The following is a 19,137-nucleotide window of genomic DNA, read 5'->3' as shown; positions in this document are numbered from 1 at the left end:
CTAATAAAAAGTTAAAAAAACTCTCATTTTATTGCATGGCATAATGTTTGGCCTTTTACCCTCATCAAACTTTTAAAGAAATAATATTATGAAAAAAGCAATCAGAATCTTAGGCGTACTTATGCTGGTATTTGTGGCCACATTATCTTTCGCTTCATGCAGTAATGACGATGATCCTGTAAACAATGATTTCTTCGCAGGAACCTACAAAGGTAGTATCTCTTACAATGATGGCTCTACCAACAACAGTACAGATAACGGAAGTGTTTTTGTAACAAAAATTGCCAGTGGAACGAAATATAATTTCGCATTCTCGAACGGCATTCCGGATCTTAACGGGGTGGAATTTCAGCAACAGGGTGACCATACTTTGGTCATGGTAGGATCCAATGCTACCTCTTACATCAGAATAGATAATAACGAACTTAAAATTTTCTATGCGAAAGATGGTAAAACATGGACTGCCAACTGTACACGATAAATCAACATTCATATTTACAATTGAGCCTGTTTTCATTATGAAAGCAGGCTTATTTTATTTCCGAGAGAGTTGCTTTAAGTTTTTTTTAAGCAGTAATAAACTTTAGTTAAGGTTATAAATCTCAGTTTTCCAGCCCGTTTTTTGTATATCTTTACTCAAGAAAAAATAAACAATACACCCTCATGAAAAAATTATTAACAGCAATGTCACTAGCATTAGGACTAGGATTTGCAACTGCACAGCAAACTGCTCCGGCAACTACCGCAGCTCCTCATCACACGGCAAAAACAGTAAAAGCTCCGGCTGCTAAAACAGCTCAGCCAGCAGCAACGGCTAAACCTGCTCAACCGGCAGTTAAAATGAAAAAAGACGGAACACCGGACAAAAGGTATAAAGAAAATAAAAACCTTAAGAAAGACGGTACTCCAGACAAGAGGTACAAAGCCAACAAGTAAACTTTAACATATAGTTGTTATTTTCATAATCAAATTTCGAAGAACCGGTGAAACTCATTCGCCGGTTTTTTTTATGGTTTATCCGGATCAAAATGATTCCATATTCTACAAAGGAAAGCACAGGTGGAATCAATTTCATTCATTCCGATGAAGGGAATGGATACAGATCACGGATTAATTTGAAAACTTGGGAAGCAATTTTTTTAAAACATTAAGACATTAAGGCCTTAAAAGATGGGATGCTTAAAGAACTTTAAAAAATCAATTTATTGATTTCTTCATTCATAACAATAAATATACTGCTTAAATCCTTAATGTTTAAATTAAGAAATAAACTAAAGTTTATTGAGGTTAAGAAAAATAAGGTTAATTTTAAACAGACTATTAGGTTTGATTGTATTTGTTTTACTCCCAAAGTTTTAAGATTAATCCCAGATCACATGATTTTAAAATTTCACGCAGATTAACCAGATGATGCAGATTTTTACTTTTACTCATCTGCTTTATACGTATCATCTGCGAGAGCTCATCATTATAAACATTCTTTTGTTGCTTAAAAAAATCTAAAGACATATTTAAGATGGCGACACCTTATAGATTCGCTTGTATTTATTTTTTATTTTATTCCCAAAGTTTTGAGACTGAACTTACTTATTTATAAATTTGAGGCATGTTAAATTTCTTCAAGAAAAACGCGGCATTGGTCTGGGCAAAAAAACATGTTCAGAAAACCGGGGAATTCAAAAAAAACTCAGAGAAAAATCAGGAAGCTCTTTTGCTGTCTCTTGTAAAGACGGCTCAGAAAACTCTTTTCGGAAGGGAGCATGATTTTGAGAACATCCATTCCATCCGGGAATTTCAGGAAAAAGTTCCTGTTGCCGACTATGAAGATCTGAAACCTTACATCGAAAGGGTAAAAAAAGGACAGGCTAATATTCTCTGGACAGATACTCCGGAATATTTTGCTAAAACTTCGGGAACCACATCAGGATCCAAATACATTCCCATTTCAAAAGAAGGAATGCCGTTTCAGATTGCGGGTGCTCAAAGTGCACTTTTCCATTATATCGCGCAAAAAGACAATGCCGATTTTGTGAATGGAAAGATGATCTTTCTTCAGGGCAGCCCGGAAATGGAAGAAGTTTTCGGGATAAAAACCGGAAGACTTTCAGGAATCGTTGCCCATCATATTCCGACTTATCTTCAGAAAAACCGACTTCCGAGCTGGAAAACGAATGTAATGGAAGACTGGGAGGCCAAAGTGGATAAAATCATTGAAGAAACGGAACATGAAAACATGACACTGATCTCGGGAATTCCGCCATGGCTGATCATGTATTTTGAAAAACTTTCAGAAAAACATGGTAAAAAGATCAAACAGCTTTTCCCGAATCTCCAGCTTTTGGTAACCGGAGGTGTTAACTACGAACCTTATCGCGATAAAATGGAGGATCTTTTGGGTGGAAAAGTTGATATTATTCAGACATTTCCTGCATCTGAGGGTTTTTTCGCCTTTCAGGATGACTATACCAAAGAAGGACTGCTTCTTTTAACCAATCATGGGATTTTCTATGAATTTATTCCCCTGGAAGAATACGGTAAACCGAACGCCAGAAGATTAACGATTAAAGAGGTTGAACTTCATAAAGATTATGCCTTGATTCTTACGACCAATTCAGGTTTATGGGCCTATTCAATAGGTGATGTGGTGAGGTTTATCGATAAGGATCCGTACAGAATTCTGGTAAGTGGAAGAACCAAGCATTTTACTTCTGCTTTTGGAGAACACGTGATCGCTTTTGAAGTGGAAGAGGCGATGAAAGCCGCTTTAGAAAAGCATCCAGCCCAAATCACAGAGTTTCATCTTGCCCCGCAGGTGAACCCGGCTGAGGGACTTCCATATCATGAATGGCTGATTGAATTTGAAAAGGAACCTGAACATTTAGAATCCTTCAGAAACGAGCTGGATACTGAACTTCGTAAGAGAAATACCTACTACGATGATCTTATTACGGGAAATATTCTTCAGCCGCTCCATATCAGTCTGCTAAAAAAGAATGCCTTTCATGAGTACGCAAAATCTCAGGGTAAACTAGGTGGGCAGAACAAAACACCAAGACTTGCCAATGACAGAAAAATTGCAGATCTATTAGAAATTTACAAACTTTAAAGATATTTTTTCAATTCAAAAAACATATATTCGAAAAAAATTATAAATTTGGAAAAATAAAAAATAATAATGAGAGCATCTGTACTTTTAAAATCATCTTTACTAACATCTTTATTTGTGATTTCATCCTGCGCGACAACAAAGTACAGCGATGACATTTCAAAAAACAATTATTCTAATCTTCAAGCCGGAAAGGTTTACGTAGTTACCATGAAAGATGGTTCCAAAAAACAGAAGATGCTTTTCCGAAATACGGATGCTGAAAACCTTATTGGAACTGCCGGTAAAAAAGACAGTACAGAGGTGATCATTCCAAAATCTAATGTTGCTGCTGTAAAAGACAGAAGCAAGGCAAGAGTTACAGCGGGTGCTACCGTCATCGGAGCAGCGGGTGTTGCAGCAATTGTGATCAGTTCACTGAGAGCGGACTAAAATAGATTTTATCTTTCGGGACCTATTTGATTTATCATTTAAAAAAACAGCATATAAACAGCCTTAAATAAATATTTAGGGCTATTTTTGTGCATGATTTCCTTTACGCCGTTAAAAACATTGCAAAATGTTGAATTCAGGAATCTTCTTACCGGAAGATTTTTTATTGTTTTAGCCTTCAGAATGCTTGCTACTTTACTAGGATGGTGGGTGTATCAATTAACAAAAGATCCGTTTTCAATAGGCCTTATTGGTCTCTCGGAAGTCATTCCGGCGGTAAGCTGTGCCCTGTATGCGGGCCACGTGATTGATATGAACGAAAAAAAGAGGCTGCTGCTGATTTGTAATTATGCTTATATTTTCTTGATCGGCCTGCTGCTAATTCCTGCATTTTTCAATGTAGAAATGCACTTCAATGGGCACGAGATCACCTATTTTATATATGGTGTCATCTTTTTCACAGGGATTGCCCGCGCATTTATCGGACCTATCGTACCTTCAATGATTCCAAAAATCGTAAAGAAAGAAAACCTTCCCAATGCTGTTACGCTGAACCAGGCTACCTTTCTTATTTCTTCGGTATGCGGACATGCTGCGGGCGGACTTCTTATCGGGTTCTTCGGAGTAAAATGGACGCTGATCGTTATTATTTCGTTAATATTTGTGGCTTCATTATTTTTCTGGCAACTGAAACAGCAACATTCGGAGTATAAAAAAGAGGAAGTGAATGTGGTTGAAAGTATGCGTGAAGGAATTTCCTATATTTTTAAGACGAAAGAAATTCTGGGTGCTTTGTGTCTGGATATGTTCGCGGTTCTTTTCGGAGGAGCTGTTGCCATGATTCCGGTATTTGCCACCGATATTCTGGATGCCGGAGCGGAAGGTTTCGGGCTTCTGAATGCCGCTTCCGATATTGGTTCTATGTGCATTATCACGCTTCTGGCCGTGGTTCCTTTAAGAAAGAATCAAGGAAAAATTCTTCTGGTGGTTGTGGCCGGATTCGGGCTCTGCATCATTGGTTTCGGATTATCCAAGCTTTACTGGCTTTCATTTATATTCCTTGTCATGAGCGGAATGCTGGACGGAATTTCGGTGGTCATCAGAGGAACTATTGTCCAGCTGAAAACTCCGGATCACATCAGAGGGCGTGTACTGAGTGTAAATTCTATATTCATCATGTCCAGTAATGAAATGGGGCAATTCGAAAGCGGGCTGATGGCAAAGTTACTCGGCGTAGTGCGTTCTGTAGTCTTTGGGGGAAGCATGACCGTACTCGTAGCACTCTTAGTCGCAAGCACCAATCCCAAGCTGAGGAAAATGAATTATTAGACAATAATATGCTCATTCTATTAAATATATCACAAAATCTTTAAATTAACTTTAATAATTTTTTATATTTGTCTTTTTTAAATCCCCCTTTATGAAAAAAGCATTACTCGTTTTTCTAATCATCTGCTCGCGCATCTTATATGCTCAGTCAGATTGTATTAGTGCAATATCTGTCTGTGGAAACTCAGATATCTCATATACCCCTTCCGGACCTGGACTGATCCTCGAAGGTATTGGTGCTAACTCATGTTTGAGTGACACTGAAAATGAACACTTTTCGGTGTGGTATTCTTTTACGGCAGCCACTTCAGGAACATTGGCATTTGTTATTAATCCGGTGATTGACACCGATGATTATGACTTTGCCGTATATGGCCCTACTACAAACGGTTGTACATCTTTGAACAACGCTAACGTTTTCGTAACGCCTGTAAGATGTAATTTCAACGGTACAGGAGCATCTCAGGGAAATACAGGTTTACTGCTTACAATACCTCCTCCTCCACCGCCAAATACAAACGGAAGTGCAGGAAACCTTGCAGAATGGAGCCCTCATATGGTGGTACAGGCTGGCGAGACCTATTATCTGGTTGTGGATAACTACAGAAGTTCACCGGATGGATTCTCACTGACATGGACAGGTACTGCAAGCTTAAGCTCTGCATTCAACGATCCTGCATTAGCTCCGTTCCCGTTTGTAACACCAGGACAGCCTGCAGCAAACCCTGCAAACCCGAATGAAATTGCTGTATGTTCACTGGCTACTCCTTTCAACTTTACTGCCCTTAGCGCAGGAATTATCAACGGTAACAGTGCCAACTTCAAAGTAAGCTACCATAAAAACACCAATGATGTTATTACAGGAGGAAACCCTGTGACTTCAGAGGTCGTAAACTTTACAACAACTTACCTTTACAGGATTGCATATCAGGATCCGACGAATCCGACAAATCCTATGAATGGCTGTTTTATTACTGGTAAATTTAAATTCAAGGACGGTAGTTTTGCTTTAAACAACGCCACGCTTACAAGTTGCAGTAATAATAACTCCGGAACAGCAATGTATGATCTTACGACTGCTACGATTGGAGCTTTACCTGGCCATACGTTAAAGTATTATCCTACGATGTTCGACCTGAATGCAGGAACGAATGAGATCACGAGTCCATCCATATATCAGTTTGTATCGGCTGAAGGAAAAATATTTGTAAAAGCAACCAATGAATTCGGATGTACAGCAACTGCTGAAATCACTCTGAAATTCCATCCACTGGTAGCGGTTATGGATGCTTCTTTGAGAGAGTGTTTCATTGAAACCAATCATTCACTTGGAGTATTCAATCTTAACAATGCGCCTGTAACTGCAGGAACAGCAACGAAAAAATATTATCCGTCTGTAGCAGATGCCATAAGCGGAACGAACGAAATTCTAAACTTCCTTACTTACACAGCGCCTACAGGAGTAGTGTATGCAAAAGTATTCAATGCACAGGGATGTTATAATATTGCAAAAATAACGCTGACTGTAGTGGGACCCGTTTATTCAAGCGTTTTAAAAGATAAAATCATATGTATCGAGGATAAAACGACACTGGATGCAGGTCCTGGATTCAGTGGTTACGAATGGAGCACGGGAGCAACTACACAGGCGATTAACAATGCAGCTGTAGGAACTTACTGGGTTAAATTAAAAACCGGAAACTGTATCACACTACAGAAAGTAAAAGTATATGCTTCTGAGCAACCTGTGGTATCAAGCATTGATATTTCAAACACTTCGATCACAGTGAATGTTATCGGAGGAACTCCAGATTATAAATATTCTATGGATAATATCAACTGGCAGGACTCTAATGTATTCACCAATATTTCAAGAGGTGACCACAAAGTATATGTAAAAGATGCTTATGACTGTGAGCCGATTGATATTACAGTTCTGGTTCCGAACCTGATCAACGTGATTACACCAAACGGAGATGGCGTAAATGATGTGATAGATTATTCAGCATTATCAGGAAAACAAAGTCTTGTGTTGAGTATCTTTGACAGATATGGTACGAAAATCCATCAGGCGGATAAGTCTAACGGATATAAGTGGGACGGAACAGTAGCCGGGAAAAAGATCCCTACAGGAACCTACTGGTACTCTGTAACATGGAATGAAAATGACAAAAAGAATACACCATTCAAGTTTTCAGGATGGGTAATGGTAAAAAACAGAGAATAATCATTATAAAAACAGAAAACCGCTCTACGGGGCGGTTTTTTTTAACATAAATGCTGATAACTTTATTTTTCTCAAATCTTGTTTCACAAAAATCATTTTAAACATGAAAAAAACATTACTTCTTTTAATTCTATTTGTAGCGCAGGTGTTTTATGCACAGTCCGACTGCGTTACAGCTATTCCACTCTGTGGAAATTCGGATATCTCCTACACACCATCAGACCATGGAACTATTGCTGAGAATCTTTCAGCAAACGGATGTCTGGCCATCAATGAAAATCGCTCAGTATGGTATACTTTTACGATAGCAACACCTGGAACATTAACCTTTGTGATCGATGCCAACGTTAATACAGATGACTACGATTTTGCTGTATATGGCCCAACCACTAATGGATGCACCTCGCTACAATCCGGCAACGCTTTTGTAACACCCCTTAGATGTAACTATGTGGGTACTGTTGCCAGTGGAAATACCGGACTCAGCCTGACCGTGCCGCCGCCTGCAACTCCCAATGCAAACGGAACCGGAGGTAACCAGGCAGAATGGAGCCCGTACATGGACGTACTGGCAGGACAAACGTATTATCTTATTATAGACAATCATAGAAATTCTGATGATGGGTTTAAGCTGATCTGGGGCGGTACTGCTACCTTAAGCTCAGCATTTAACAATCCAACTCTTGCTCCTAACCCTTTTATTCCACCAGGAATTCCAGGAGCTGCTCCAACCGATCCTACAACGGTGATGGTATGCGGACTTCCTTCACAGTTTAATTTTAATACCCTTACTGCAGGTATCATCAATGGAAATAGCCCTAACTTTAAAGTTACTTACCATAATGACACCAATGATTTAGTTACCGGAGATAATCCTCTAACGATTGCAACGGTAAATGCGACAACCGATTATTACTACAGAATCCGATATCTGGATCCCGACGACCCTAACAATGTGGTCAATAAATGCTTCATCAGTGGGAAGTTTAAATTTGTAAATGCCAGCATCACAGCTAAGAATGCTACCATTTTTGCATGTAATAATGACGGTGAGGGAACCGGAAAGTTTGATCTTACCACTGCAGATGTATTCACCGGCGGTACAAAAAAATACTACCCGACCATGGCCGATCTGAATGCTGACACCAACGAGATCACCAGTCCTACCGATTATATTTCTGCTCAGAAGACGGTTTATGCAAAAGTAATTTCCGCATTTGGATGTACTGCTATAGGAAATATTACATTATCATTCCATCCGGTAGTCACACTTAGAGATGCACTTGTTGAAGAATGTTATATAGAAAACGACATCCTGCAGGCTAAGTTTGACCTTACAAAAGTTAACGTAGGTTCAATAGCAGGACAAACAAGTAAATTCTATAAAACACTCAACGATGCGAAAGCGGAAACAAATCCTATTGCGAATCCGGATGCTTACATTACAACAAGTACTGAAGTATATGTAAGAGTGACCAACGCTAATCAGTGTTATGATATTGCCAAAATCACATTAAAAGTTCTTCCTCCTGTAAAATCTGCAGTACTGAAAGACAAAACGATCTGTGCTGAAGCTAAAACAACATTAGATGCAGGACCTGGATTTGACGGATACGAATGGAGCACCGGTGCTACTACGCAAACCATCAGCAATGTAGGAATCGGGGTATACTGGGTGAAACTGAAAACAGGAAAATGTTTTACACTTCAAACGGTAACCGTTTTTGCTTCTTCGCAACCTGTGATCTCTTCTGTAGACATCAGCAACAACACGATTACGGTGAATGCTTCAGGCGGAACTCCTCCTTATATGTATTCACTAGATGGTATTACGTGGCAGGCAGCAAACACATTCAGTGGACTACCTAGGGGGGACAACAAGATCTTTTTAAAGGATTCTTTCAACTGTAACCCTATCCAGATTACAGTGACTGTACCGAATCTGATCAATGCCATTACTCCAAACGGAGATAAGATCAATGATGAGATTGATTATTCTGCTCTGTCTTATAAGAAAAACCTTGTTTTCATTGTGTATGACAGATATGGAAACAAACTTTATGAGGCTAACAAAATGAGAGATTACAAATGGGACGGAACGGCTTCAGGTAAGAAAATCCCTACAGGAACTTACTGGTATACGATCTCATGGAACGAAAACGATAAGAACAGTACCGAAACGAAATATTCAGGATGGATACTGCTAAAAAATAAAGAATAAATCTATTCTTACATCACAAAAAAAAGACTGTCATACATGGCAGTCTTTTTTTATTTGGAAGTTTCCGGGATGCAAGAGTTCCGGTTTGAGAGTCTAAGGATCGGAGAGCTTCGGGGTACAGGAGATGCTCTTATGCGTTCTATTGTCTGAAATCTGATGTCTCACGTCTGACATCTGACATCTGACATCTGACATCTGACATCTGACATCTAAAAAAAATCATCATTTTCATCTGATTGAGTATTACTTATTGAAATTTTTCTATTTTTGATCCCCCTTTTTTACTAACATTCTCATACTTTCTGTCCATTGCATCTTACGCAGGAATGCTGATAACTTGTTAGTTACTATTTTTTAATTATTTTTTTTAAATAAACTATCTTTGCATCATGGCTCAGAAAGAAACATTATCATCCCTTACACACGGAAACTTTGCAAGAGAACTGTCTATTGCGGATGGAAAAATGCCACCCAATGCTGTAGATTTTGAAAGACTGGTGATAGGAACTTTTCTTATTGACAAGAAAGGTCTTGACCACTCTATCGACCTTCTTACTCCGGAAGTATTTTACGATCCCAGACATCAGGTCATTTTTGCTACGATCTTAAAACTTTATGAAGGTAACCATCCTGTCGATCTTATGACGATCATTCAGGAGCTAAAGAAAGAAGATAAATTAAGCCAGGCCGGCGGAGATCATTACATCATTGATCTTACCATGGGCGTAAGTTCATCTGCCCACATTGAATACCATGTACGTGTTATTCTTGAAAAATATATCTTAAGAAGCCTGATCAATGTATCTGCCAACGTGATTGATTCTTCCTATAAAGAATCTACAGATGTATTTGAACTTTTAGACAAAGCAGAACAGTCATTCTTTGAGATCACGAACGGAACGATCAAAAAAGGATTTGATACGGCCAATTCATTGGTAAAACAAGCCATCGATACCATTAAATCTTTGAAGGACAAGGAAGGACTTTCCGGGGTTCCTTCAGGATTCAGAGATATAGATAAAGAAACCGGAGGTTGGCAGAATTCCGACCTCATCATTATAGCAGCCCGTCCCGCGATGGGTAAAACAGCATTCCTTCTGTCTATGGCCAGAAACATTGCGGTAGGCCACAAGATTCCCATGGTGCTGTTCTCTCTCGAGATGGCATCTGTACAGCTGATCACCAGGATGATTGCTTCCGAAACGAAAATTTCTTCCGAAAAACTGAGAAAAGGAACTCTGGACGATGAAGAATGGCAGAGACTGTTCTCCAATGTATCGGAACTGGAAAATGCACCGCTATTTATTGACGAAACCCCTTCCCTTTCTATATTCGACTTCCGTGCAAAATGCCGAAGACTGGTGATGCAGCACGGTGTAAGACTGATCATGGTCGATTACCTTCAGCTGATGACTGCCGGAGGCGGAGGAAAAGGAGTAGGAAACCGTGAACAGGAAATCTCCATGATCTCACGTTCACTAAAAGCAATTGCTAAAGAACTTAACGTACCAGTAATTGCACTTTCCCAGCTGTCGAGAAGTGTGGAGGCCCGTCCAGGAAAAAGACCTCAGCTTTCTGACCTTAGGGAATCCGGAGCGATTGAACAGGATGCGGATATTGTATCTTTTATCTTCAGACCGGAATACTATAAAATTGCAGTATGGGATAATGATGAAGAAGGTGCAGAAACCCCAACGGAAAACCAGGCCGAGCTGATTATTGCAAAACACAGGAATGGTGCGACTGCGGATGTGAGACTATCATTCTTAAAGCATTTTGCTAAATTTGGTGACATCGAAGCTGCGTTAGATGGCGGTATGGGAGGTTATCCTTCTAATTTCGGATCTAATGAACCAAGTGGTTTTGACAAGATCAAGACAACCATTCAGCCGGGTGCAGCATTTGATCTTCCGGACAGTTCAAAACTTTCCGGGTCTTCGATGAACGATTTCGATGACGATGATGATTTCCCGTTCTAGAACCCATATAATTTAAATTAAATAACAGATCAGTATTCTGTATGCTATTTGTAGCGGAATACTGATTTTATATATACCTGAACTTTTGAGAATAGAAATATACACAGACGGTGCGTGCAGCGGAAATCCCGGAAAAGGAGGTTATGGAATCCTTATGCGCGTTCCTGAGAAAAACTACCAGAAAACATTCTCCAAAGGTTTCAGAAAAACCACCAACAACAGGATGGAGCTCCTGGCTGTGATTTCCGCTATGGAAAAACTAAAGTCTTCGGAGAACGATATCCACATCTATACAGACAGCAAATATGTAGCAGATGCCGTGAATCAGAAGTGGATCGCAGGATGGATTAAAAGAGGATGGAAAAATGTAAAAAACCCGGACCTCTGGAAAAGATTCATCGAGATGTACAATAAACATACTCCACAAATGCACTGGGTAAAAGGTCATGCAGGACATTTTGAAAATGAACTTTGTGATAAACTTGCCGTAGCAGCAGCCAACTCATCAGATCTGGAAATTGACACTTATTTCGAAGGTTTGGAGAGCAACTCTCTTTTTTAATGAATCTAAATTACTACTCATCACATACGACATTCTTTAGTTTTCCTTATCATTATTGAAAATTTACTATCATATTCAGTAAAATTAACATTGAACACGCATTAATTAATTGGGATTTAATATATTTACACCATCTAATTAAAAGTAATCCCAATTCAATGAATAAATTTTTACTGTCTTATATTTCCCTCCTTCTGATTTTTTTGTCTGGAGGAATGTTTTCCCAAACCTATCAGTTAACAGGAAATCCGGTGGCTACAACAGGATGGACGATGGTGAATCCCGCACAGGTAAATGGTGATTTTATTCAGCTCACCCCGGATACCAACAACCAATCCGGATCCATACGCCTGAATGATCAAATCAACTTAAAATACTGTGATAAGTGGAGAGTGGAATTCGATTTCAGAATGGATTCCAACCAAACTTCCAATGGAGACGGTATTGCCTTCTGGTATCTGGCCAATCCTCCCGTTGCCAGTGTACTGGGCTCCGGTCTTGGAGTTTCACAAAATGCCGTAGGTTTTATTGTAGGATTTGACACCTACAACAATACCACCACAGCAACAATGAGTAAGGTCCATGTAGCTTACGGACAGGTAGCCAATACATCGGATACCAATAACGTAGAGTTTTTCAACACGGCAGGAAGTTCTTTCCACTCGCCGGATCTGAATACAACGCTTCCTTTTCAGGGAACCACCTATAAACATGTTGAAGTAACCGCTCAGGTAGATCCTGCCAATCCTGTGAACTGGGTTGTAAAAATTACCATTGACGGAACTTTGATCTGCAACCAGTCATTTGCTCCTTCAGGTACTGCAGCGGCTATGACGATTGGGTATTTTGGATTCTCGGCTTCTACGGGAGGCGCGAGATCAAGACATTCCATTAAAAACGTAAAAATCTACACGGACAAAGTTCCGATTTTACAGGCTTCAGCAACACAGTCTTTCTGTCCAAATCCTTCCACGGGATTCGGATCTGTGAATTTAACGACTTTTAATTCTCAGTTTGTAAGCAACCCCTCCAACTATACATTCACTTATTTTCAAGGGGGAACGCCCATTACAACTCCTACCAACTTCCAGTTCAATGCGAACACAACGGTTACCGTAGTTGTAAAGGATAACGCTGGAATATTATGTGATAACCCCGACGGGAAAATACAGCTTGTCCTCGCCCCTCTACTGCTTACTGATAAAACTTTATTGGCGTGCAACAACAATAAGGCAGGAACCGGATTATTCAACCTCAACACGGCAGATGTCGCCGGTGGACTTTCTGTAGTTAAAAAATATTACAGAACGCTTGCTGACCTGAATGCCGGAACGAATGAAATTACCAATCCGGCCACTTATACTTCCGCACCGGGAAGTGTTTATGTAAAAGTAACCACACCTCTTGGCTGTACAGGCAATGCAAAAATAACCCTGGCGTTCTTACCGGAAACCCCTGTAAGAGAAGTCACGCTGCGTTCATGTTTTATACAGAACAATATTACAAATGCCGTATTTGACCTTACTTCCGCTAATGTAACAACCCTGACCAGCGGTTTCACTAAAAAATATTATACTTCTGTAGCAGATGCTTTAGCCGGAACCAATGAAATTGTCAATCCGCTTCAGTATATGTCTGTAAGTACAGCGATTTATGTAAAAGTAACGGACTCCAATAACTGTTTTGCACTGGCAAAAGTAAATCTTATTGTATTGCCACCTGTAACGTCTTCTGTTTTAAAAGATAAAATAATCTGTATCGACGGAAGAACCAATCTGGACGCAGGTCCCGGCTTTGATGGTTACGAATGGATCACTGGCGCAACCACACCATCGATTCAAAATGTTGGCGTAGGTTTGTATTGGGTAAAATTAAAAACCGGAAACTGTATCACAACTCAAATTGTAAAAGTGATTGCTTCTGCCAATCCTGTGGTAACAAGTATCGATATCAATAATACCACGGTAACCGTCAATGTATCAGGAGGTACTCCGCCATACAAATATTCACTGAATGGAATAGACTGGCAGGATTCGAATACTTTCACAGGACTTCACAGAGGCGAAGCTAAGATTTTCGTGAAAGATTTTTACAACTGTACACCTGTTGAAGTACAGATCACCGTTCCAAACCTGATCAATGCCATTACTCCGAACGGTGATAACGTCAATGATTTTATTGATTATTCTGCTCTGGCTTATAAGAAAAATCTAGTGTTCATCGTATATGACAGATACGGCAATAAACTATACGAAGCTGACAAAATCAGAAACTTCAAATGGGACGGAACTGCTTCCGGTAAAAAGGTCCTTACAGGAACTTACTGGTACTCTATCTCCTGGAATGAAAATGACAAGAACAATACCGCTACCAAATACTCAGGCTGGGTATTGGTAAAAAACAGAGAATAAAATTCTATTAAAAAAATCACTCTTTATCTGGAGTGATTTTTTTAATAATATAAATTGAAAATGAATTAATCATGTATTTTTTTACCTAATACAAGAAAATAGCAATATCATTTTAATGTTTTTATTAATCAGTTAGAATTAACTTTAAATTGACAATTTTAACCAAACAATTGACAATTATTCATTATACAGTCACAAACAAAATAAATATATTTATCTCAATAACCTTAAACCAATCGCTTCATGAAAAGAAAACTACTCATTTACTATTTATTTATTTTATTAGGCTTTTCAGGGCAGCTGTCTTCACAGACTTATCAACTGGCCGGAAACCCTGTCAACACTACGGGTTGGGACCTTGTTTCCAACGCAGTTGTTGAAAACGATTTCATCCGTCTTACCACAGATAACACCAGCTTGTTTGGTGCTGTAAAGCTGGCTACTCCCATCACATTAAGCTATTGCGACAAATGGAAGGTAGAATTCGACTTCAGGATCGATGGAAACGGAACCACACAGTTCGGACGTGGTGACGGCTTTACATTCTGGTATCTGGTGAATCCTCCAACAGGATTTGTATCCGGAGGCGGACTTGGAATTCCGGCGAACGCATCAGGACTGATGGTAGGATTTGATATTTTCAACAATTCCACAGAAGGACAGATGAGTAAAATACATTTACTGTATGGAACCAATGATTCTGCCGGAAGTAATATTGAATACAACACAACTCCCGGAAGTACATTTCACTCTCCGGATCTTATCACTACCCAGCCATTTGTAGGACCTACTTACAAACACGTAGAAGTAAACGGGGAAACAGACCTTACGAACCCTACCAACTGGATCATTAAAATTAAATTAGATGGTGTCCTTATTGTTGACCAGTCATTTGCCCCTTCAGGAGGAGCCATAGGAATGTCACAGGGATACTTCGGTTTCTCAGCAGCTACCGGAGGTGCGAGTGCAAGGCATTCAATCAAAAATGTAAAAGTTTTTGTAGATAAAGTTCCTATCCTGAACGCTACCGTTACCCCGTTTGTCTGTACCAATCCGGCAACAGGAGCAGGATCTGTGGATCTGACTTCTTTCAATGCACAGTTTGTGAACAATCCGGCAAACTATGTATTCACTTACTATGTTTTAGGAAGTTCAACACCTATTACGAATCCTACCAATTTCCCATACACAGGCAACACAACAATTAAGGTCGTCATCAAAGACCCGAGTTCTACGCTATGTGATAATGGCGATGGCGTCATACAGCTTAATCCTACACCATTTGCCGCTACAGATGCCACATTGACAGGCTGTAACAACAATAATGCAGGGACTGCAACATTTGACCTTACAACAGCCGCTCTGACAACGGTTCCAGGATGTACGATGCAGTTTTACAATACGATGTTTGATCTGAATGCCGGAATCAATCAGATTCCTAACCCTACGGCTTATGCATCGGGAGCAGCAGTACTATTTGCCAAAGTAACAACTCCTCAGGGATGCGTCAGCAATGCAAAAGTCACTCTGAATCTTAACCCGGTTGTCGTTGTTACGGATGCATCTTTAAGAACATGTTTCCTTGAGACCAATCCGTCACTGGGGACATTCAACTTAGCCAATGCTCCGGTCATTGCAGGAACAGCACCTAAAAAATATTATCCATCTATGGCTGATGCAGTAGGCGGAACAAATGAAATTTTAAATTTCGCCACCTATACTGCACCTTCGGGAGTAATTTATGTGAAAGTATTTAACGCACAGGGATGTTATTCTATAGCAAAAGTGACTCTTACAGTTATAGCACCGACTCTTTCCAGCGTATTAAAAGACAAGATCATCTGTATTGAAGATAAAACCACACTTGATGCGGGGCCTGGATTCAACGGATATATCTGGAGCACGGGTGCTACTACACAGGCCATCAACAATGTAGGCGTTGGAACTTACTGGGTAAAACTAAAAACCGGAGACTGTACCATCTTACAGACGGTCAAAGTATATGCTTCAGAGCAGCCTGTGGTTACAAGCATTGATATTTCCGGAAGCACAGTCACTGTTTTTGCCAATGGCGGAACTCCTCCTTACAAATATTCAATGGATAATACAAACTGGCAGGATTCCAATGTCTTCACCAGTGTTGCCAGAGGAGAAGCCAAAATCTATGTAAAGGACAGCTATGATTGTGAACCTATTGAAATCGACATTACAGTTCCTAATCTGATCAACGTTATTACTCCAAACGGAGACGGTGTGAATGATGCCATAGATTATTCGGCTTTGGCCAACAAAAAAAATCTGGAAATCGGAATCTTCGACAGATACGGATATAAAATGTTCCAGGCAGACAAGTCCAACAGATACACCTGGGATGGAACCACCAACGGAAGCAAGAAAGTGCCTACCGGAAACTATTGGTACTCTATCACATGGAATGAGAATAACAGCAAGAATACTCCTATCAAATTCTCAGGTTGGATTATGGTGAAAAACAGGGAATAAATTGAAATTGATTATTTTTTAAATACCCCGGGATCACGTCAAATTTGGCGTGATCCTTTTTTGTTTTTTCAAACGGGAGATATTTCATTTTAAAAGCTCTTTATTCATATTCAATTCTTAAATTTGTCCTATGAATTATTTGGAAGCTTTAAGCAGAAGATATTCTGTGAAAAAATTTAATCACGAGATCATTCCTCAAGATACCCTGTACAATATTCTTGAGTCAGGAAAACTGTCTGCCAGTTCGCTAGGGCTTCAGCCTTATAAAGTATTGGTGGTGGAAAGTGAGGAAATGAAACAGAAATTAATTCCGGCTTTCTATAATCCATCGCAGATCTCCACCTGCTCTCACCTCATTGTCATTATTTCAAAGAAAACAATTGACGAAAGCTATATTCATGGCTATTTCAATCATATTTCAGAGGTAAGAGAAACTCCCATTGAAAAACTGGATCTGTTCCGAAAAAGCATTAACCAACACATTGTTCAAAAAACACAGGATGAAATTTTCAACTGGGCAGAAAAACAGTCTTATATCGTACTGGCGAATCTGATGTACGCCGCTGCGATTGAAAATATAGACTCGTGCCCCATGGAAGGCTTCCGCCAGGATATGATAGAAGAGATTCTCAACATCAATCCGGAGACAGAAAAAGTAACCGTTACCCTCGCTTTAGGCTACCGTTCTGAGGAAGATCATTTCCAGCACATGAAAAAAGTAAGAAAACCAAACGAAAAATTGTTTAAATTTATTTAATATTAAACGATTGTACCTAAAGCAAGCATATGATAAAAGCGGATGTATTAGTAATCGGTTCCGGCATCTCGGGACTTTCCTATGCCATTAAAGTTTCTGAACAGTTCCCTGATGCCAAAATCATCATTGTAACAAAATCAGACGAAGACGAAAGCAATACTAAATATGCACAGGGCGGACTGGCCGTAGTCACCGATTTTAAAAATGACAATTTCCAGAAGCATATCGATGATACTATGCGTGCCGGAGATGGAGAAAACAAACGTGATGTGGTAGAAATGGTCGTAAGAGAAGCTCCTGCAAGATTCAATGAAATCGTAGAATGGGGTGCCAACTTCGACATGAAAAACGGAGAATTCGCTTTGGGAAGAGAGGGCGGCCATACTGAAAACAGAATTGTTCACCATAAAGATATCACAGGATTCGAAATTGAAAGAGCTTTGCTGGAAACGGCGAAAAACAGCCCAAATATTGAAATCCTCGATCACCATTACGTTATTGACATCATTACCCAGCACCATGTTCCGGGGAAAGAAGTAAACGAAGGTGAAATCAATTGCTACGGAGCCTACATCCTTGATGAAAAATCAAAGACCATCAAAAAAATTACCTCAAAAATCACACTCGCAGCTACCGGGGGAGCAGGACACGTTTATAAGAACACCACAAATCCTACCATTGCTACCGGAGACGGAATTGCCTTCGTAGCCCGTGCCAGAGGTAAGGTTTCGAATATGCAGTATTACCAGTTTCACCCGACAGCTCTGTACAGCAAGATCAACGGAATGCTTTTCCTTATTTCTGAAGCTGTAAGAGGAGACGGTGCTAAATTAAGAACCAAAAAAGGCGAAAAATTCATGCACAAATATGATGAGCGTGAAGAATTAGCCTCAAGAGATATTGTAGCCAGAGCTATCGACAACGAAATGAAAATTTCCGGTGACGAATATGCCGGACTCGACTGCCGCGATATGGATCAAGAAAGATTCCTGGAGCACTTCCCGAATATATATAAGAAATGCAGAGAAGAAGGAATTGATCCTTTTACCCAATTAATCCCTGTCGTTCCTGCATGCCATTATCTGATGGGTGGTATCGAAGTAGACCGTGACGGACAATCTTCTATCAAAAATCTTTTTGCTGTAGGTGAATGTACCAACTCAGGACTTCATGGCGCGAACAGACTCGCCTCAAATTCTCTACTGGAAGGTTTGGTTTTCGGACACAATGCTGCGATCAAAACCGTTGATTTACTTAAAGAAAACAATTTCAATTTCGATGATCTCAAAGCTGTTCCGGAATGGAATGAGGAAGGTATGAAGATCATGGATGAAATGGTGATCGTAAGTTACCTCAGAAAACAGCTTCAGGAAATGATGAGTGATCTGGTAGGTATCGTAAGAAGCAACAGACGTCTGAGTATGGCTCTGCAAAAACATCAGGAAATCGCTGCAGCTGTTGATGAAATTTACCACTACTCCATTTTGTCACCGCAGTTATCTGAATTGAGAAACCTGACAACCGTTGCGCACCTCATCATTACCCAATCTATGGAGATGACGGAAAACAAGGGCGCATTTTATAATAAAGACCTAGTCTAAAAAACATCAA

At 39.8% G+C, this 19,137-nt stretch carries 13 protein-coding genes; all 13 read left to right on the top strand.

The window, feature by feature from the left end; all coding sequences use genetic code 11:
- Positions 1-88: 88 nt before the first annotated feature.
- The 13 genes from BM143_RS13820 to nadB all read left to right on the top strand — a co-directional run bounded on the left by BM143_RS13820 (position 89) and on the right by nadB (position 19,127).
- Entirely contained in the window at positions 89-481 is a 393-nt protein-coding gene (locus BM143_RS13820) for a hypothetical protein (protein WP_090025043.1), read from the top strand.
- Positions 482-663: 182 nt separating this feature from the next.
- Positions 664-936, top strand: a complete 273-nt coding sequence (locus BM143_RS13815; RefSeq protein WP_090025042.1) for a hypothetical protein — start codon at positions 664-666, stop codon at positions 934-936.
- A 670-nt stretch (positions 937-1,606) separates the two neighbouring features.
- Positions 1,607-3,106, top strand: coding sequence for a GH3 auxin-responsive promoter family protein (locus BM143_RS13810; RefSeq protein WP_090025041.1), 1,500 nt, complete (start codon positions 1,607-1,609; stop codon positions 3,104-3,106).
- 69 nt (positions 3,107-3,175) lie between these two features.
- On the top strand, positions 3,176-3,538 hold the full coding sequence (locus tag BM143_RS13805; RefSeq protein ID WP_034723995.1) for a hypothetical protein: 363 nt from the start codon (positions 3,176-3,178) through the stop codon (positions 3,536-3,538).
- Positions 3,539-3,631: 93 nt separating this feature from the next.
- Positions 3,632-4,867: an MFS transporter gene (locus BM143_RS13800; protein ID WP_034723996.1), complete on the top strand. Its 1,236-nt coding sequence runs from the start codon at positions 3,632-3,634 to the stop codon at positions 4,865-4,867.
- A gap of 91 nt (positions 4,868-4,958) precedes the next feature.
- On the top strand, positions 4,959-7,094 hold the full coding sequence (locus tag BM143_RS13795) for a T9SS type B sorting domain-containing protein (protein WP_090025040.1): 2,136 nt from the start codon (positions 4,959-4,961) through the stop codon (positions 7,092-7,094).
- Between the two features lie 103 nt (positions 7,095-7,197).
- Entirely contained in the window at positions 7,198-9,315 is a 2,118-nt protein-coding gene (locus BM143_RS13790) for a T9SS type B sorting domain-containing protein (protein ID WP_090025039.1), read from the top strand.
- A gap of 389 nt (positions 9,316-9,704) precedes the next feature.
- Complete coding sequence (dnaB, locus tag BM143_RS13785) at positions 9,705-11,294, top strand: replicative DNA helicase (protein ID WP_034723999.1); 1,590 nt, start codon at positions 9,705-9,707, stop codon at positions 11,292-11,294.
- A gap of 85 nt (positions 11,295-11,379) precedes the next feature.
- Entirely contained in the window at positions 11,380-11,856 is a 477-nt protein-coding gene (gene rnhA, locus BM143_RS13780) for a ribonuclease HI (RefSeq protein ID WP_090025038.1), read from the top strand.
- Between the two features lie 158 nt (positions 11,857-12,014).
- Positions 12,015-14,267 carry a T9SS type B sorting domain-containing protein gene (locus BM143_RS13775; protein WP_090025037.1) on the top strand — a complete coding sequence of 751 codons (2,253 nt, stop codon included), beginning with the start codon at positions 12,015-12,017 and terminating at the stop codon, positions 14,265-14,267.
- A gap of 243 nt (positions 14,268-14,510) precedes the next feature.
- Positions 14,511-16,769: a T9SS type B sorting domain-containing protein gene (locus BM143_RS13770; RefSeq protein WP_090025036.1), complete on the top strand. Its 2,259-nt coding sequence runs from the start codon at positions 14,511-14,513 to the stop codon at positions 16,767-16,769.
- Positions 16,770-16,899: 130 nt separating this feature from the next.
- Positions 16,900-17,526 carry an NAD(P)H-dependent oxidoreductase gene (locus tag BM143_RS13765; protein ID WP_072924685.1) on the top strand — a complete coding sequence of 209 codons (627 nt, stop codon included), beginning with the start codon at positions 16,900-16,902 and terminating at the stop codon, positions 17,524-17,526.
- A 29-nt stretch (positions 17,527-17,555) separates the two neighbouring features.
- The gene (gene nadB / locus BM143_RS13760; RefSeq protein ID WP_090025035.1) at positions 17,556-19,127 is read left to right on the top strand and encodes an L-aspartate oxidase; all 1,572 of its coding nucleotides are present in this window, start codon (positions 17,556-17,558) and stop codon (positions 19,125-19,127) included.
- Positions 19,128-19,137: the final 10 nt, after the last annotated feature.

Origin of the sequence: Chryseobacterium oleae, assembly GCF_900115055.1 — a bacterium.
GTDB lineage: Bacteria > Bacteroidota > Bacteroidia > Flavobacteriales > Weeksellaceae > Chryseobacterium > Chryseobacterium oleae.
The sequence above is the reverse complement of the archived record's forward strand: the minus strand, read 5'-3'. Positions and strand labels throughout refer to the sequence as shown.

Excerpts from the sequence above, each read along its gene's own strand:
- BM143_RS13820 (WP_090025043.1), top strand. The coding sequence starts at position 89 with ATGAAAAAAGCAATCAGAATCTTAGGCGTACTTATGCTGGTATTTGTG.
- BM143_RS13815 (WP_090025042.1), top strand. The coding sequence starts at position 664 with ATGAAAAAATTATTAACAGCAATGTCACTAGCATTAGGACTAGGATTT.
- BM143_RS13810 (WP_090025041.1), top strand. The coding sequence starts at position 1,607 with ATGTTAAATTTCTTCAAGAAAAACGCGGCATTGGTCTGGGCAAAAAAA.
- BM143_RS13805 (WP_034723995.1), top strand. The coding sequence starts at position 3,176 with ATGAGAGCATCTGTACTTTTAAAATCATCTTTACTAACATCTTTATTT.
- BM143_RS13800 (WP_034723996.1), top strand. The coding sequence starts at position 3,632 with ATGATTTCCTTTACGCCGTTAAAAACATTGCAAAATGTTGAATTCAGG.
- BM143_RS13795 (WP_090025040.1), top strand. The coding sequence starts at position 4,959 with ATGAAAAAAGCATTACTCGTTTTTCTAATCATCTGCTCGCGCATCTTA.
- BM143_RS13790 (WP_090025039.1), top strand. The coding sequence starts at position 7,198 with ATGAAAAAAACATTACTTCTTTTAATTCTATTTGTAGCGCAGGTGTTT.
- dnaB (WP_034723999.1), top strand. The coding sequence starts at position 9,705 with ATGGCTCAGAAAGAAACATTATCATCCCTTACACACGGAAACTTTGCA.
- BM143_RS13775 (WP_090025037.1), top strand. The coding sequence starts at position 12,015 with ATGAATAAATTTTTACTGTCTTATATTTCCCTCCTTCTGATTTTTTTG.
- BM143_RS13770 (WP_090025036.1), top strand. The coding sequence starts at position 14,511 with ATGAAAAGAAAACTACTCATTTACTATTTATTTATTTTATTAGGCTTT.
- BM143_RS13765 (WP_072924685.1), top strand. The coding sequence starts at position 16,900 with ATGAATTATTTGGAAGCTTTAAGCAGAAGATATTCTGTGAAAAAATTT.
- nadB (WP_090025035.1), top strand. The coding sequence starts at position 17,556 with ATGATAAAAGCGGATGTATTAGTAATCGGTTCCGGCATCTCGGGACTT.